Consider the following 16422-nt stretch of genomic DNA (forward strand, 5'->3'; position numbering starts at 1 on the left):
GTTTACGCCCCGATCGCGATCTTCGGTTCAGCGTCCGCGTTGGCCTTCATTTCCTTCAGCGCGCGGCGATATTCAACCGGCATCACCTTGCGGAATTTCGGCAAGTAAGCCTTCCAGTTCGCGAGAATGTCGGCCGCGCGTTTGGAGCCGGCGAGCTTGGCGTGGCGCGTAATCAGAACGTGCAGGCGCTCGACGTCGGAGTTCAGCAGGTTCTGGAACACATCGACGCGGCCATGCGCCTCGAGGTCGCCGCTGTGATGATAGGTGCCGGCATTGATCATCTCTTCCGACAGCACCGGCTCGAGATCGACCATCGCGAGGTTGCACAGCTTCGGAAAATCGCCGGACTCGTCGAGCACATAGGCGACGCCGCCGGACATGCCGGCCGCGAAGTTGCGCCCGGTCTTGCCCAGCACGACGACGATGCCGCCGGTCATGTATTCGCAGCAATGGTCGCCGGCGCCCTCGACCACGGCGACCGCGCCGGAGTTGCGCACGGCGAAACGCTCGCCGGCGACGCCGCGGAAGTAGCACTCGCCCTCGATCGCACCGTACATCACGGTGTTGCCGACGATGATCGACTCTTCCGGCACAATGCCGGAATTTGCCGGAGGACGCACGATGATGCGTCCGCCGGAGAGACCCTTGCCGACATAGTCGTTGCCTTCACCTTCAAGATCGAAGGTGATGCCGCGCCCGAGCCAGGCTCCGAACGCCTGTCCCGCCGTGCCCTTGAGGTGGACCTCAATGGTGTCGAGCGGCAGGCCGGCATGGCCGTAGATTTTCGCGACAGCGCCCGACAGCATCGCGCCGGCTGAACGGTCGGTGTTGTTGATTGCGGTCTCGATCGTCACCGGCGCGCCGCGGTCGAGCGCCGGCCGCGCCTCCGCGATCAGCTTGCGGTCCAGCACCTTGTCGAGGTGATGGTCCTGCGCTTCGACATGATAGATCTTCTGGCCCGGCGCTTCCTTTTGCCGGTAGAACAGCTTCGAGAAGTCGAGCCCCTTGGCTTTCCAGTGCGTCACCAGCGCGCTCTGGTCGAGCATCTGCACCTGGCCGATCATTTCGTTGAAGGTGCGATAGCCGAGCTGCGCCATGATCTCGCGCACTTCCTCGGCGACGAAGAAGAAGTAGTTGATGACGTGCTCGGGCTGGCCGGTGAAGCGCTTGCGCAGCACCGGATCCTGGGTCGCGACGCCGACCGGGCAGGTGTTGAGATGGCACTTGCGCATCATGATGCAACCGGCAGCGATCAGCGGCGCGGTGGCGAAGCCGAATTCATCGGCCCCAAGAAGCGCGCCGATCACGACATCGCGTCCGGTACGGAAGCCGCCATCGACCTGCACGACGATGCGCGAGCGAAGCCGTTCGCGCACCAGCGTCTGGTGGGTCTCGGCAAGCCCGATCTCCCAAGGCGAGCCCGCGTGCTTGATCGAAGTCAGCGGCGAAGCGCCGGTGCCGCCCTCGAAGCCGGCGATGGTGACGTGATCGGCGCGAGCCTTGGCGACGCCTGCAGCGACCGTGCCGACGCCGATCTCGGAGACGAGCTTCACCGAGACCAGACTCTCCGGATTGACGTTCTTCAGGTCATAGATGAGCTGCGCGAGATCCTCGATCGAATAGATGTCGTGATGCGGCGGCGGCGAGATCAGGCCAACGCCGGGCGTCGAATGGCGCACGCGCGCGATGGTGGCGTCGACCTTGTGGCCCGGCAACTGTCCGCCTTCGCCGGGCTTTGCGCCCTGCGCCATCTTGATCTGCATCATGTCGGAGTTGACAAGATACTCCGTGGTGACGCCGAAGCGGCCGGAGGCGACCTGCTTGATCGCGGAGCGCATGGAATCGCCGTTCGGCATCGGCTTGAAGCGGTCCGCTTCCTCGCCGCCTTCGCCGGTATTGGACCTGCCGCCGATGCGGTTCATCGCGATCGCGAGCGTGGTATGGGCCTCCCGCGAGATCGAACCGAAGCTCATCGCGCCGGTGGCGAAACGCTTGACGATCTCCTTCGCCGGCTCAACCTCGTCGAGGGAGACAGGCTTGCGCTTCTCGTCCTCGGCAGTCTTGAACTTGAACAGGCCGCGCAGCGTCAGCAGATGCTCGGACTGTTCGTTGAGGATCTTTGCAAACGCACGGTAGCGCTCCTGCGAATTGCCGCGTACGGCGTGCTGCAGGTTGGACACCGACTCCGCGGTCCAGGCGTGATCTTCGCCGCGGGTGCGGTAGGCGTATTCGCCGCCGACATCGAGCGCGGTCTTGTAGATCTGCATGTCGCCGAACGCATCCGCATGGCGGCGTACGGTTTCTTCCGCGATTTCCGGGAGGCCAACGCCCTCGATGCGGGTGTTCGTGCCGGCGAAATACTTCGCGACAAATTCGGCCTTCAGCCCGACGGCGTCGAAGATCTGCGCGCCGCAATAGGACTGATAGGTGGAGATGCCCATCTTCGACATCACCTTGAGCAGGCCCTTGCCGATCGACTTGATGTAGCGCTTGACGATTTCCTTGTCGTCGAGGCTGCTGGGCAGGCGGTCCTTCATCGCGATGATGGTCTCGAACGCGAGATAGGGGTTGATCGCCTCGGCGCCGTAGCCTGCGAGGCAGGCGAAGTGATGCACTTCCCGCGGCTCGCCGGATTCGATGACGAGGCCGACCGAGGTGCGCAAGCCGACGCGGATCAGGTGATGATGGACGGCGGCGCAGGCGAGCAGCGAAGGGATCGGAATCCGGTCGGTGCCGGCCATGCGGTCGGACAGGATGATGATGTTGACGCCCTCGCGCACCGCGGCTTCCGCGCGCGCGCAGAGTTCGTCGAGCACCTGCTCAAGGCCGCTCGCGCCGAGGCCAGCGTGGAAGGTGATGTCCAGCGTGCGTGAGACGAAGTGCGATTCCGCGACATCGGAAATCGAGCGGATCTTCTCGAGATCGGCGTCGGTGAGGATCGGCTGATGCACCTCGAGCCGCTTGGTGGAGGCGAGACCTTCGAGATCGAACAGGTTCGGCCGCGGCCCGATGATCGAGACCAGGCTCATCACCAGCTCTTCACGAATGGGATCGATCGGTGGGTTGGTGACCTGCGCGAAATTCTGTTTGAAGTAGGTGAAGAGTTGCTTCGGACGGTTCGACAGCGCCGAGATTGGCGTATCGTTGCCCATCGAGCCTGAGGCCTCTTCGCCGATGGATGCCATCGGCGTCATCAGGATGGTGATGTCTTCCTGCGAATAGCCGAAGGCCTGCTGACGATCCAGCAACGGTAGGTTCGAGCGTGTCGCCTTGGCCTGCGCGTCCGGCAGGTTCTCGACCTGGATCTGGGTGCGACCGAGCCACTCCTGATACGGATGGCTGTTCGCCAGTGTGGCCTTGATCTCGTCGTCCGGGATGAGGCGCCCCTGTTCGAGATCGACCAGCAGCATCTTGCCGGGCTGCAATCGCCACTTGGTGATGATCTGGTCTTCCGGAATCTTGAGCACGCCCATTTCGGACGCCATCACGATGCGGTCGTCGCTGGTGACGAGATAGCGCGCCGGACGCAGGCCGTTGCGGTCGAGCGTGGCGCCGATCTGGCGGCCGTCGGTGAAAGCGATCGCCGCCGGGCCGTCCCATGGCTCCATCAGCGCCGCGTGATACTCGTAAAACGCGCGGCGTTGCTCGTCCATCAAGGGATTGCCGGCCCACGCTTCGGGGATCATCATCATGACCGCATGCGCGAGCGAGTAGCCGCCCTGCACCAGGAATTCGAGACTGTTGTCGAAGCAGGCGGTGTCGGACTGGCCTTCATAGGAGATCGGCCACAGCCGGCTGATATCCTTGCCGTACAGCTCCGAATGCACCGACGCCTGCCGCGCTGCCATCCAGTTGACGTTGCCGCGCAGCGTGTTGATCTCGCCATTGTGCGCGATCATGCGATAGGGATGGGCCAGCGACCATGTCGGGAAGGTGTTGGTGGAGAAACGCTGATGCACCAGCGCCAGCGCCGACTCGAAATCCGGCTCGTGCAGGTCGGGATAGTAGCTGCCTAGCTGGTCGGCGAGAAACATGCCCTTGTAGATCACGGTGCGGCATGACATCGACGCCGGATAATAACCGGAAAGGCCGCGCTCGCGGCGCTGGAAGATCGCCTGCGAGATCGACTTGCGCAGGATATAGAGCCGCCGCTCGAACTCGTCTTCGGTCTTGGCCGCGCCGTTGCGGCCGATGAACACCTGCATGTTGGCGGGTTCGGTCGGCTTCACGGTTTCGCCGAGCGAGGAGTTGTCTGTCGGCACCTCGCGCCAGCCCAGCAGGGTCAGGCCTTCGGCCTTGATCTGGTCAGCGATGATGCGCTGGATAACCTCGCGCCAGGCGGTCTCGCGCGGCATGAACAGCGCGCCGACCGCGTATTCGCCGGGCTTCGGCAGCGTGAAGCCGAGCTCGTTCGCCTTGCGCGCAAAAAAACCGTGCGGGATCTGCACAAGAATGCCCGCACCGTCGCCGGCGCGCGGATCGGCGCCAACTGCGCCGCGATGTTCGAGGTTGCAGAGAATCCTGATCGCGTCGGAGACGATCTGATGGGATTTCTTGCCCTTGATGTTGGCGATGAAGCCGACGCCGCAAGCATCCTTTTCCTGGCTGAGGTCGTAGAGACCTTCCGCCGGCGGGCGCCAAGTATGTTCGTGAGGCGCATGTTCGTGAGGCGTATGTTCGTGCGCGGGTTCAAGCGGTTTCGCGACCGAATCCGCTGTCAGTGATTCCAGCCCGATGTTCTCCCGCTCGAACGATGGCTCGCTCATCTCAGTCCAGTACCCTTTCCCGGCCGGGATCTGACATCCCGAAACGCAATCCGCATCTATGGCGCACCTTGGACGGTCGCGGCACCCCGATCGCCAACCTTGGGGCCACCACTCGCACGTCGCGAGCCGAAGTTTTGAGAATTCAAACCTGGTGCCCAACGCTCTCGGTGGAAAGCCGGTTTGCCATGCCCATAACCGGACATCGGACGCCTGCATTCGCGGCAAAACCCATGCCAGCCAACCGTCAAAATTAAGACAGCCTTGCTGTCCTAACCACGACATTGCCAAATTTTTCTCTATCACACAAGCGCCTGGGAGTCCCTGATTGCATGGAGGTTATGCCCACAACGCTGCGGAGGCGAGTGCCCCGGATTTGAGGCAAACACGCCCTGATGCGGTCCAAGGACCGCCCGATTCAGCCCCGAAATTCCGCCGCGCGGCGAAGCTGCGCTGGAGCGACCAAGAATTCGCTCGGGACAAATGGGGTCACAGGAGCACAATGCGATGAAGCTGTTCGCGGAATGGTTGATCTTGCCGGCTGTTGCGGCGATTGCCGCTACCGGAGCTCAGGCCCAGGTACCGGCACCATACGAGCTCTATCCGCCTGGAATCGCCGTCTCCGGTTCGAGCGGGCCTTATGCGGCGCTGCCGTCTGGACCGGCAGAAGACTACGGCCCGCGGCTGTTGCCGGCGACAGAGGTTTACGCCGTGCTGCGCGAGAGCGGGTTCTCGCCGCTCGGCGTGCCGCAGCAGCGCGGGTTCGTCTATGCCATCGCGGTTATCGCCCCAGACGGCGACGACGGCCGGCTGGTGATCGACGCGCGTGACGGGCATATCCTCCGCTTCATGCCGGCCACATCGAAGCGCGACAACCGCGACGATCTGTCGGCAACATACGGGCCGGTCGGTCTGCCGCCGCGGATTATTGAAGCCCGTGGCGGTCCGCCACGCCCGCCTGCATCGATCCCACGGCGATATGCCAGCCGCTCGCCCTCGTCGGTCCCGATGCCCAGGCTCGCGCCCCATGCGGTCGTGCCGTCGAGGCATGCCGCCGCCAGGCCGAAGCCGGCCGCGGCGCCGGCGCAGCAATCGGCCGCCGTGCAGTCTCAGCCGGCTGATGTGAAGCCTGTCGCTGTCGCGCCCGCACCTGTGGGGGCAGGGCCGTCGGTGTCGATCGAGCCGACCCAGGCGCTGCCGCCGGTGCAGGGGCTCGATTAGTCGCCAATTGATGTCCCCCTTTTAAGGAGCGTCTGGAACCCAGGCGCTCCTTATTTTGTTAAAGTGCGTTGGACGCTCGCTCTGGGAAGCGCTGACCCGGACCTGTTGTGGTCCGGTGGCACATTCGGGGGTGGCGTTATGATGGATGGCGGCGGCGTAATCCCAAGAATCGAAACGATAGCGAAAACCGGCGTCCCTGGCCTTGACGACGTTCTCGGCGGTGGATTGACGCCCGGTTGTCTCTTTCTCCTCGAAGGCAATCCCGGAACGGGGAAAACCACCGTCGCCATCAGGTTCCTGATGGCCGGGGCGGAAGTCGGTGAAGCCGGCCTTTATGTGACTCTGTCGGAAACCGAAGCCGAACTGCGCGCCGGCGCGGACTCCCACGGCTGGCAGCTCGACGACAAGATAACTGTGTTCGAGCTTGTGCCGCCAGAGAGCCTGCTGGATGCCGACCAGCAGCAAAGTCTGCTGTATTCCTCGGATCTGGAGCTCGGTGAAACCACCAAGATGATCTTTGAGGTGTTCGAGCGCATCAAACCGAAACGGATCGTGCTCGACAGCCTCTCCGAAATCCGTCTTCTGGCGCAGAGCTCCTTGCGCTACCGCCGACAACTGCTGGCACTCAAGCACTATTTTGCGCGGCACGGCGCCACGGTGCTGCTGCTCGATGATATGACGTCGGAAAACATAGACAAGACGGTCCACAGCGTGGTCCACGGCGTGATCAATCTCCAGGAGCTGGCGCCGAACTATGGCGCGGAACGCCGGCGAATGCGGGTCATCAAATATCGCGGCAAGGCTTTCCGTGGCGGATATCACGACATGACGCTCAAGACCGGCGGCCTGCAGGTGTTTCCGCGGCTGGTGTCGGCCGAACACCGGACAAAATTCACCCGCAACCAGATGACGAGCGACATTCCGCATCTCGACGCGCTGCTCGGTGGGGGCATCGAGCAGGGATCGAGCACGTTGGTGATAGGTCCCGCCGGCACAGGCAAGAGCCTGTTCGTTTTCCAGTTCATTCAGGCGGCGATCGGCCGCGGCGAGAAGGCAGCGCTGTTTGCGTTCGACGAGGAGCTTGGCCTGTTGTTCGACCGCACGCGCGCCATGGGGTTTGAGTTCGAGAAACTGCGCGATGAAGGCTGGCTCCTGATCGAGCAGGTGGACGCCGCGGAGTTGTCGCCCGGCGAATTCGCGCACCGTGTGCGAAAGCGGGTCGATGAGGCGCAGGTCAAGACAGTCGTGATCGACAGTCTGAACGGATATCAGGCGGCAATGCCGGAGGAAAATGCGCTGATCGTGCATGTCCACGAACTTCTGCAATATCTCAATCGCCAGGGTGCAACCACATTCCTCACCGTTGCACAGCACGGTCTGGTCGGCGACATGAAGAGCCCGGTCGATGTGACCTATCTGGCCGATACGGTGGTGTTGCTCCGTTATTTCGAAGCGCTCGGAAAAGTGCGACGTGCAGTTTCGATCATCAAGAAGCGAACGGGTTTTCACGAGGACACGATACGCGAATTCCGGATCGGCAAAACCGGACTCACCATTGGCGAACCGCTGACCCAGTTCCAAGGCGTGCTCCGCGGCGTGCCGACCTTCGTAGGGGGCGCGATACCGGACCAATTGAACAAGATGAACGATGGCAATCGCTGAGCTTGGTTCGCAGTACGTCGTAATCCACACTCCGCACGGTCGTGATGCGGAGATTGCGGCTGGTCTGCTGAAAGAGGTGGGGATCTCGGCGGTTAAAGCGCTAGACCTCAACCAGTTCGAGAACTCGTTGAGCAACGATACATGGTTCGCTTTGCTGACGGACGAGACTCTCCGTTCTAGCGATATGCGGGGCATCGCGGACTGGATCGCCAACCAGCCCGCCTGGTCTGACCTGCCTTTTATCGTTCTCACCCAACGCGGTGGCGGACCGGAACGAAATCCGGCCGCGGCGCGCCTGTCGGAAATGCTGCACAACGTGACCTTCCTGGAACGGCCGTTCCATCCCACGACTTTTGTCAGCGTCGCCCGCACCGCGCTTAATGGGCGCCGACGCCAGTTCGATGCCCGAGCGCTGATCGCCGATCTCAACGAAGGTGAAGAACGCATGCGCCGCGCCAATGAGACGCTGGAAGCGCGCGTCGCTGAACGCACGGCCGAACTCGAACGCGCACACGCCATTGTGCTCGACGAGATCGCGCAGCGCGAGAAAGCCGAGACGCTTTTGCGTCAAGCTCAGAAGATGGAGATGATCGGCCAGCTAACGGGCGGCGTGGCACACGACTTCAACAATCTCCTGATGGCAGTGATCGGCAATCTCGACCTTCTACGCCGCTACGCGCCTGAAGACGGGAAGACCCGGCGTCTCATTGACGGCGCGATGCAAGGCGCACAGCGCGGCGCAACGCTGACCCAGCGTTTGTTGGCGTTCGCGCGGCGGCAGGAGTTGACGGTGGAAGCGCGTAGTCTGTCCGATCTGATGCAAGGTATGACCAACCTTATCGAGCGGTCCACTGGCCCCGAGATCGAGCTGAAGTTCGACATCCCAGAACAACTGCCGCTCGTCATGGTCGACACCAATCAGATCGAGCTTGCTGTGCTGAACCTCGTGGTTAATGCTCGCGATGCGATGCCGAACGGCGGAACGTTGAGCATCTCCACGACGCTGGTTCACGTCGATGCCGACGACGATGACGATCTCGTTCCCGGAACTTATATCCGGCTGTCGGTACGCGATACCGGGCAGGGAATGGACGCCGAAACGCTCAGCAAGGCGACCGACCCGTTTTTCTCCACCAAGGAGCTTGGCAAGGGCACCGGCCTCGGTCTGTCGATGATCGACGGACTTGCGAAGCAATTGAAGGGGGCTTTGCGGCTGTCGAGTGAAGTCGGCGTTGGCACGCAGGCCGACCTATGGTTGCCGGCGGACATGAGCCATCAATTCCAGTCGCCGTCAGCGCAGACCGAACAGGCTACACTGCCCGCGACGGTGCAGATCAAGATCCTGGTCGTCGACGACGACATGCTTATCGCGATGAGCACGGTCGACATGCTGGAAGATCTCGGTCACGAAGTCGTCGAGGTCAATTCCGGGGCCGGCGCACTGCAATTGCTCGAAGACGGTCAGATATTCGATCTGATGATCACGGATTACGCGATGCCTCGGATGACAGGTGCGCAACTCGCATGTGCAGCGCGGGCGCTGCGTCCCGACCTGCCGATTCTGCTGGCAACGGGTTATGCCGAACTTCCGTCGCAGCCCGAGATCGATTTGCCGCGACTCGCCAAGCCTTATCAGCAGGCCGAACTCGCAACCGAAATCGCAAAAGTCCTCGCTCGAGGTCCGGTGTGAATGGGGGATATTGCCAGAACCAAAAGCGCCCCGGAAACACCGGAGCGCTTTCGCATTTAAACGTCGAAAGAGGCCTGGGTCAGGCGGCCGCCTTCTCGACCACCGGTGCGGATGGCGCACTGGTCGCGATAGGAATGCTGCGGGGCTTCTTGGCCTCGGGAATCTCGCGGACGAGATCGACGTGGAGCAGGCCGTGCTCGAGCGAGGCGTTCTTCACTTGCACGAAGTCGGCGAGCTGGAACGCACGTTCAAAGGCGCGCGCCGCGATGCCGCGATACAGTACCTCGGATTTGTCCTTGCCGTTTTCGTTGGCGACCTTCTCGCCCTTGATCGTCAGCGTGTTTTCCTTCGCGACGATGGAGAGTTCATTCTCAGCGAATCCGGAGACGGCGACGGAAATACGGTACTCGTTCTCGCCGGTGCGCTCGATGTTGTAGGGCGGGTAGCCCGGCGCATCGCCATTGGCCTGGTCGAGCAGGTTGAAGAAGCGGTCGAAGCCGACGGTGGAACGATAAAACGGGGTGAGGTCGAAAGTGCGCATAGGTCAGTCCTCCATTGAGCGACATTGAATGGACCCGCCCGCCAATCGGGCCGGGCTTTCGTCTGTGTGCAGCCTGATGATCCGGTTCCGGAGCACTGGTAGCGGCCTGCACGGAAGTGATATGGGAGGGCTCCAAACGCGTTCAAGAGGCGGGACGCGCCTGCTCCTGTCCTCTTGTTTTTAGGGCTTTTCCTCCAGTCGGTCCGGTCATGAGGCTTGTTTCGATCCCCGCAAATCCGATTCCGGAAGATTGCGTCAGCGGCACCGTCAGGACCTCCGACGGGGTCGATCTGCGCTTTGCGCGCTGGGCGCCGCCGCCGGGACGAAAGGGAACGGTCTGCGTGTTTACCGGGCGCGGCGAGCAGATCGAAAAATACTTCGAGACTGTGTGCGACCTGCGAGATCGCGGTTTTGCGGTGGCGATGATCGATTGGCGGGGGCAGGGCCACTCAGCGCGGCAGTCGTCCGATCCCCGCAAGGGCTACGTGCGCCGTTTCTCCGACTATGAGATCGACGTTCAGTCGTTCATGGAGCAGGTGGTGCTGCCGGATTGCCCGCCGCCGTACTTTGCCCTGGCGCATTCGATGGGTGGGGCGGTGCTTCTGCGGGCGGCGCACGCCGGCAAGCGCTGGTTTGATCGCATCGTGCTGTCGGCGCCGATGATCGATCTGCCGGGGCATCCCACCTCGTTTCCGGCGCGTGCGTTGCTGCGCGCGATGCGGCTGTTCGGGCAAGGCGGCCGCTACGTTCCCGGCGGCAGCGACCAGCTCACGGGCGTCGCCGTTTTCACCGACAATCCCCTCACCAGCGACCCTGTCCGGTTCGCCCGCAATGTCGCGATCCTCGAGGAGGCCCCTACGCTGGGAATCGGCTCGCCGACCGTGGCGTGGGCTGACACTGCCTTCCGGGCGATGCACGATTTTCGCGCGGTGAATTACCCGCCGAAGATTCGCCAGCCGCTGCTGCTGATCGCGGCCGGCGACGACACCATCGTCTCCACTCCAGCGATCGAGGAGTTCGCCTATCATCTGCGCAGCGGCTCACACCTCGTCATCGCCGGATCGAAGCACGAAATCCTGCAGGAACGGGATCGCTACCGCACCCAGTTCTGGGCGGCGTTCGACGCCTTCGTGCCGGGGACGCCGCTGTTCTAGCGATCACGCTCCGTCATTACTGGGCATAGCCGTTCGAAGAACGGCGTCACTTGCGCTCGCCTATTCGCGGCAATCCATCTTGCAAAAGGATTTTGTGAAGGCAGATGGATGCCCGGATCAAGTCCGAGGCGTGACGGGGTTGCGTAATCCGCCGGGTTTAGCGATTGAGCAGTTTCAGCGCGGCCTCGTGCACGCGCGGATCGCCGGCGGCCACGACGCGGCCTCCGCCCTGCGCGGGCTCGCCCTCCCATGTAGTAATCACGCCACCCGCTCCGGTGATGATCGGGATCAATGCGGCGATGTCATAGGGTTTCAGTTCCGTCTCGATGACGAGATCGAGATGACCCGCGGCCAGCATGCAGTAGGAATAACAGTCGCCGCCATAGCGCGTTAGCCGTACCTCCGCCTCGACCTTGCCGAAAGCTGCGCGGTCATCAGGATTCATCAATAACGGGCTGGTCGTGAACGATGTTGCCTCGTTCAGCGACGCGCAGCGCCGCACCGCGAGCTTGCGCCCGCTCGATAGGCCGCGATAGCTCGCGGAGCGGTTGTCGCCGCTGAACCGCTCGCCGATATAGGGTTGATGCATCATGCCGTATACCGGCATGCCGCGATGAAGCAATGCGATCAGCGTTCCCCAGGTCGGAAAGCCGGCGATAAAGGATTTTGTGCCGTCGATCGGATCCAGCATCCAGACGTATTCGGCGTCTTCGTTCTGGTTGCCGAATTCCTCGCCGACGATGCCGTGTTGCGGAAAGCTTGCCTTGATCATCCGCCGCATGACCGCCTCGGCTGCCCGGTCCGCTTCCGTGACCGGATCGAAGCCGCGGGTGCCGCATTTGTTTTCGACGTCGAGAAGGGACGTTCTGAAAAACGGCAGGATGGTTTCGCCCGAGGCCGTCGCGAGACGGTCTATGAAGGCGGTAAAATCGATCACCGTCACGTCTTTACCTCATCGGGCGACGTTCGCGCGCCGCGCCCCAAACTGAGCGCCTCCTATACATGTCCGGACCGGAGGCCGCATCGTCTGGAATCCATCGCGGAGCTGTTATCCCGCGCTCGAATCATTTCGTCCGTGCGAATGCAGAACGTGACTCCATTCGCGATCACCAGACGGAAATGGTGGCCTTTAACATTGCGGCCGGACTGCGGCGATCATGCCGGGTGTTGATCTTAAATTATTGGTATCATTGAATAAACGTCTTGTGCGCGATGACGCTCGAAGAAATGAGAATATACATAATTACAGGGGAAAATGGTTTGAAATCCCTTGCTTTTTGTGCAGCGCGGCCGCATATTGTTGCGGTGCGGTAGCCCTCGCGCTATCGCTGCCCTCCTTGGGCGTTTCCTCCCTAGACTTGGGCCGCTTGGTTTGACGAGCGGCCCTTTTTCTTTTTTGCAGGGGCCGATATCCTCGCACTATGAACTTCAGAATCGAAACACTTGCAACCTCGCGATGAGTAAATGCGTGTCGGATTCAGAGGTTCGCTTGTCGCAATTTGCGCCGACGTCTATTCGGCAGCAGATCGGAACGTCCCGAGATCGCCGAGCGGAATCGCGGCAAGCGCGTCGGCAAGCGTCATGAAATCCGCTGCAACCTGCCGGAAGCGCGGGCCGCGCTCGCGCCGCCGTTCGTCCATGTAGACCGCGCGGTTGAGTTCGAACTGAACCGCGTGCAGTCCACTGGCCGGATTGCCGTAATGTTCAGTGATAAATCCGCCGGCGTAGGGTTTGTTACGTGCGACCGAATAGCCGAGGCCGCTCATCACATCCTCGATGACGTTGGGAAGCAGCGGGGCGCAACTGGTGTCATAGCGATCGCCGATCACGATATCCGGTCGTCTCGGTTCGTCGTGCGAGATGCCGGTCGACGGCATCGAGTGGCAATCCACGACGATGGCTGTTCCGAACGTCTGATGCGCCTTGTGGATCAGCCGGCGCAGCGCGCGATGATAGGGTTTGTAGAGCAGCTCGATCCGGCCGAGCGCGTCGTCCACGCTGAGACGCTCGCGATAGATCTCCTGGCCGTCGCCGACTACGCGCGGAATGGTGCCGAGACCGCCAGCGACGCGCATCGATCGCGTATTGGCAAAGCTCGGCAAACGCCCGGTGAACATGCGAGGATCGAGTTCGTAAGGTTCACGGTTTACATCGACGTAGGAGCGGGGAAAGTTGACCCGAACCACCGGAAAGCCGGCGTCGGCCAAACCGTCGATCAGTTCATCCATGAATGAATCTTCGGACCGGCGCAGGCTAGCCAGATCGATCCGCGACGCGGCCAGGAATTGTTCCGGATAGACCGAGCCTGAGTGCGGAGAATTGAAGATGATGGGAGACCGCCATGTCGCCGGCTCTGCGATCTCGAAAGGGGGCGGCTGGTCGCCGTCAAACTGGGTCATCGCCGGGCGTCATCCTGAAATAGCGCAGCCGCCTGTCGAATGTCGTCTGGACAGGCGCTTTTTGAACCTGCATTGTCGGTAATCGCAGCCGTTCTGCCAAGCCAAAGTTCGCCTTCACCCCAAATTTACCATCATCAGGCTTAGTAGCGCGACTGCTCCTCCAAGTCGGGCCCGATACCACCGCCATGCACAAAATCCTCCTCGCCGAAGACGACAACGACATGCGCCGATTTCTGGTGAAGGCGCTGGAAAACGCCGGTTTCAAGGTATCATCCTATGACAATGGCCTGTCAGCCTATCAGAGGCTGCGCGAGGAGCCATTTGAAATGCTTCTCACGGATATCGTGATGCCGGAAATGGACGGGATCGAATTGGCGCGTCGCGCGTCAGAGCTCGATCCCGATATCAAGATCATGTTCATCACCGGCTTCGCGGCTGTCGCGCTGAATTCCGATTCCGAGGCGCCCAAGAATGCCAAGGTGCTCTCCAAACCCGTGCATCTGCGCGAATTGGTCAGCGAAGTGAACAAGATGCTGGCGGCTTGATTCAAATGCCCGCTCGTCCTTGCCTGTCCGCGCCGGAGCCGATATAGGGACGCATCCCGGCACCAGTGGACTTTAGGGCGCGTAGCTCAGCGGGAGAGCACCTCGTTGACATCGAGGGGGTCACAGGTTCGATCCCTGTCGCGCCCACCACCCAGTCTGTTATTTTTCACATTTCCAGAGACTGACGAAAAAGGCCCGCTATTGGCGGGCTTTTCCGCATTTTGATCTGCGGAGGCGCGGTCTCCGTGACCCGTCTGGGCTGGTTTTGGGGCTCTGTCTCTGCCGCGCAATTTCCCGTTCCTGGGAATCAGGCCGATAAAATAAGGCGCGGTCACCGGTTGGCAGAATCGGGAGCGCCGGTCGGTGCCAAGCCGAGGCGACTCATCTGCTGAGGCCATTCAGCCGGCGCATCGCGGAGGGCAGCGACACCGATGCCGCGCGGGAATCGTCCTTCAACGGCTGCTGTCACAAGGGCCGGTGAAAGGAAGGCAAGCGAGATCGTCATATTGATATGTCGCGTGCTGCAATGTTGGCGGGCGGCAAGGCTTTCGATTGTCTCGCGGCCGTCGACGATCTCCTGAAGCCAAAGCCGGCCGCGGCCGATCGATCGGATGAGAGCCGACCGGCGTTCGGCCTTCATGGGCCGAGCGCGATGCTCTGGCGTATTCGCCGGCAGCAGAATCTCTCGGGCGGGCCTTGATGGCTTCTTCCAGGGCACGACGACGATGCGTGAGGTGACAGCGCGGTGTTCAGCTGGATCCGGATCGTGGTTGCTCTGGATCCGTTGGATATCGTTTTCGTCAGACCTCAGATGAATCGCCAACTGGTTCTTGCGAACCTCAATTCGGGCGATAGACCGCTCAATCGTTTCTCGAGATAACGTATCGGTCGAAAGCGGATCATCTTTGCTGGTGTTGGCAATGATCGCCTTGGAGATCGTGGCTTCGATCTCTGACGCAGGCACACGATTAACAGAGCCAACAGGCTTATCCGTTTGACCCCGGATACAGGGTGCAGAGACGTAATAGCGATGTCGAACGCGGTTTCTACTGGCATAGGTCAAGATCATCCGATGGCCCGCGTCATCAAACAGCAGCCCGGCAAGGAGGGCACGGGTTCGGATACGTGTCGTCGTGCGATGTGACCACTGTTCGGTCAGCCTTTGCTGAACAGCCTCAAACAGTGCGCGGTCGAGCAGGGCGGGTTGCGACCCTGGGAGGATCTCGCCCTTGAACTTGACTTCGCCCCGATAAAAACGGTTCCGCAGCATGTAAAACAACGGCCCCTGCGTGAACGGAACACCCCCTCGCGTGCCGCCTGACGCCAACTGCCGAATCTTGGATTTAAAGCCTCGCTCCTTCAGCTCCTTAACGAGGCGGTTGACGCTGCCGAGTTCCAGATAGCGCTGGAAAATCAGCCGAACGATCGTGGCCTCTTCCTCGTGAATGTGAAGCTGACCATCCTTGAGGACGTAGCCGAGCGGAACCATGCCGCCGACCCACAGCCCCTTGCGTTTAGAGGCAGCAATTTTGTCACGGATGCGCTCGGAGGTGACCTCACGCTCGAACTGCGCAAAGGAAAGAAGGACGTTTAGTGTCAGGCGCCCCATCGAAGTGGTGGTGTTGAATTGCTGCGTGACAGAAACAAACGAGACGCCATGGGCATCAAATAGCTCGACCAGCTTGGCGAAGTCGGCCAGAGAGCGGGTGAGCCGGTCCACCTTATAGACGACGATGATATGGATCCGGTGTGCCACGACATCTGCAAGTAAGCGCTGTAGGGCAGGGCGATCAGTCGATCCACCCGAAAAGCCGCCGTCATCGTATCGCGCCTTGACCAGCGTCCAACCCGCATGCGCCTGACTTCGGATGTAGGCTTGGGACGCGTCATACTGGGCATCCAGCGAGTTGAACTCCTGATCAAGGCCGGAGTCGGTGGACACCCGCGTATAGATCGCGCTCCGGACGACCCGGTTGTCCGCCGGCTTCATGTTCGGACCCCCTTGCCGTTTCCGGCGCGCAGACCAAAGAAGCGAGGCCCATTCCAATTCGTGCCGGTGATAGCGAATGCAATCCCGGACAGGCTGTCGAACGTCTTCCCCTCGAAAGCGAAGCCGCCTTCGACGACCATCACCCGATGAAGTTGGCCGTTCCATTCCCGGGTTAAAACAGTGCCGAGCACCATAGCTTGCTTGCGCTGATCCTGGGCCGCTACGAGCGGCAAGATTTCGTCCAAAGATTGTACGGTAGCCGCACGCTTCAGAAGTTGAACCGTCGTAGCATCGAGATCCCCAAGCGCATCTGCCTGGATGCGATAGGCGAGAATGCTGAACAGCAGATGCTTGGGCAGGTGCTCTGGGGCTGGGCGCCCCACAACACTCTGCCAGCGGGACCCTAGGCCAATCAGGTTGAGACTGCGCAGATGCGCAATCTCATCGTCCATCGACA

11 protein-coding genes and 1 tRNA gene are annotated in these 16422 nt (G+C 61.4%); 6 read left to right on the forward strand and 6 right to left on the reverse strand.

Features of this window, described 5'->3' with window-relative positions; all coding sequences use genetic code 11:
- Window positions 1–2: 2 nt before the first annotated feature.
- Entirely contained in the window at window positions 3–4766 is a 4764-nt protein-coding gene (gene gltB, locus ACSZOQ_RS01625) for a glutamate synthase large subunit (RefSeq protein WP_439924374.1), read from the reverse strand.
- A 504-nt stretch (window positions 4767–5270) separates the two neighbouring features.
- Between gltB and ACSZOQ_RS01630 the strand changes: the two genes are divergently transcribed.
- From ACSZOQ_RS01630 to ACSZOQ_RS01640, 3 genes are all read left to right on the forward strand, one after another.
- Complete coding sequence (locus tag ACSZOQ_RS01630) at window positions 5271–5984, forward strand: hypothetical protein (RefSeq protein WP_439924375.1); 714 nt, start codon at window positions 5271–5273, stop codon at window positions 5982–5984.
- Window positions 5985–6125: 141 nt separating this feature from the next.
- Window positions 6126–7646, forward strand: a complete 1521-nt coding sequence (locus ACSZOQ_RS01635; protein ID WP_439925913.1) for an ATPase domain-containing protein — start codon at window positions 6126–6128, stop codon at window positions 7644–7646.
- A complete protein-coding gene (locus ACSZOQ_RS01640) occupies window positions 7633–9336 on the forward strand; it encodes an ATP-binding protein (protein ID WP_439924376.1) in 1704 nt (567 codons plus the stop codon). Before ACSZOQ_RS01635 ends, ACSZOQ_RS01640 begins: the two co-directional genes overlap by 14 nt.
- 79 nt (window positions 9337–9415) lie before the next feature.
- Here ACSZOQ_RS01640 and ACSZOQ_RS01645 read toward each other — a convergent pair whose 3' ends face one another.
- Entirely contained in the window at window positions 9416–9877 is a 462-nt protein-coding gene (locus ACSZOQ_RS01645; protein ID WP_439924377.1) for an Hsp20 family protein, read from the reverse strand.
- 209 nt (window positions 9878–10086) lie between these two features.
- Here ACSZOQ_RS01645 and ACSZOQ_RS01650 point away from each other — a divergent pair, with 209 nt between their 5' ends.
- Window positions 10087–11031, forward strand: a complete 945-nt coding sequence (locus ACSZOQ_RS01650; protein WP_439924378.1) for an alpha/beta fold hydrolase — start codon at window positions 10087–10089, stop codon at window positions 11029–11031.
- 157 nt (window positions 11032–11188) lie between these two features.
- On the opposite strand, the gene hisN is transcribed toward ACSZOQ_RS01650, so the two are convergent.
- Both hisN and ACSZOQ_RS01660 read right to left on the reverse strand, forming a co-directional pair.
- Window positions 11189–11974: a histidinol-phosphatase gene (hisN, locus tag ACSZOQ_RS01655; protein WP_439924379.1), complete on the reverse strand. Its 786-nt coding sequence runs from the start codon at window positions 11972–11974 to the stop codon at window positions 11189–11191.
- Window positions 11975–12542: 568 nt separating this feature from the next.
- Complete coding sequence (locus ACSZOQ_RS01660; protein ID WP_439924380.1) at window positions 12543–13430, reverse strand: N-formylglutamate amidohydrolase; 888 nt, start codon at window positions 13428–13430, stop codon at window positions 12543–12545.
- A 185-nt stretch (window positions 13431–13615) separates the two neighbouring features.
- Here ACSZOQ_RS01660 and cpdR point away from each other — a divergent pair, with 185 nt between their 5' ends.
- Together cpdR and ACSZOQ_RS01670 are read left to right on the forward strand one after the other, a co-directional pair.
- Window positions 13616–13975: a cell cycle two-component system response regulator CpdR gene (gene cpdR / locus ACSZOQ_RS01665; RefSeq protein ID WP_009797255.1), complete on the forward strand. Its 360-nt coding sequence runs from the start codon at window positions 13616–13618 to the stop codon at window positions 13973–13975.
- A 75-nt stretch (window positions 13976–14050) separates the two neighbouring features.
- A tRNA-Val gene (locus tag ACSZOQ_RS01670) sits at window positions 14051–14125 on the forward strand.
- A gap of 181 nt (window positions 14126–14306) precedes the next feature.
- Here the strand turns inward: ACSZOQ_RS01670 and ACSZOQ_RS01675 are convergent.
- Together ACSZOQ_RS01675 and ACSZOQ_RS01680 are read right to left on the reverse strand one after the other, a co-directional pair.
- A complete protein-coding gene (locus tag ACSZOQ_RS01675) occupies window positions 14307–15965 on the reverse strand; it encodes a recombinase family protein (RefSeq protein WP_439924381.1) in 1659 nt (552 codons plus the stop codon).
- Window positions 15962–16417, reverse strand: a complete 456-nt coding sequence (locus ACSZOQ_RS01680; RefSeq protein ID WP_439924382.1) for a DUF2924 domain-containing protein — start codon at window positions 16415–16417, stop codon at window positions 15962–15964. Before ACSZOQ_RS01680 ends, ACSZOQ_RS01675 begins: the two co-directional genes overlap by 4 nt.
- Between the last annotated feature and the right edge of the window lie 5 nt (window positions 16418–16422).

The organism is Nitrobacter sp. JJSN (genome assembly GCF_051912485.1).
Taxonomy (GTDB): domain Bacteria; phylum Pseudomonadota; class Alphaproteobacteria; order Rhizobiales; family Xanthobacteraceae; genus Nitrobacter.

Bases quoted from the DNA above. Each gene is read 5' to 3' on its own strand.
- ACSZOQ_RS01680 (WP_439924382.1), bottom strand. From the start codon at position 16,417: ATGGACGATGAGATTGCGCATCTGCGCAGTCTCAACCTGATTGGCCTA.
- ACSZOQ_RS01675 (WP_439924381.1), bottom strand. From the start codon at position 15,965: ATGAAGCCGGCGGACAACCGGGTCGTCCGGAGCGCGATCTATACGCGG.
- ACSZOQ_RS01635 (WP_439925913.1), top strand. From the start codon at position 6,126: ATGGATGGCGGCGGCGTAATCCCAAGAATCGAAACGATAGCGAAAACC.
- ACSZOQ_RS01640 (WP_439924376.1), top strand. From the start codon at position 7,633: ATGGCAATCGCTGAGCTTGGTTCGCAGTACGTCGTAATCCACACTCCG.
- ACSZOQ_RS01630 (WP_439924375.1), top strand. From the start codon at position 5,271: ATGAAGCTGTTCGCGGAATGGTTGATCTTGCCGGCTGTTGCGGCGATT.
- ACSZOQ_RS01645 (WP_439924377.1), bottom strand. From the start codon at position 9,877: ATGCGCACTTTCGACCTCACCCCGTTTTATCGTTCCACCGTCGGCTTC.
- cpdR (WP_009797255.1), top strand. From the start codon at position 13,616: ATGCACAAAATCCTCCTCGCCGAAGACGACAACGACATGCGCCGATTT.
- ACSZOQ_RS01660 (WP_439924380.1), bottom strand. From the start codon at position 13,430: ATGACCCAGTTTGACGGCGACCAGCCGCCCCCTTTCGAGATCGCAGAG.
- gltB (WP_439924374.1), bottom strand. From the start codon at position 4,766: ATGAGCGAGCCATCGTTCGAGCGGGAGAACATCGGGCTGGAATCACTG.
- ACSZOQ_RS01650 (WP_439924378.1), top strand. From the start codon at position 10,087: ATGAGGCTTGTTTCGATCCCCGCAAATCCGATTCCGGAAGATTGCGTC.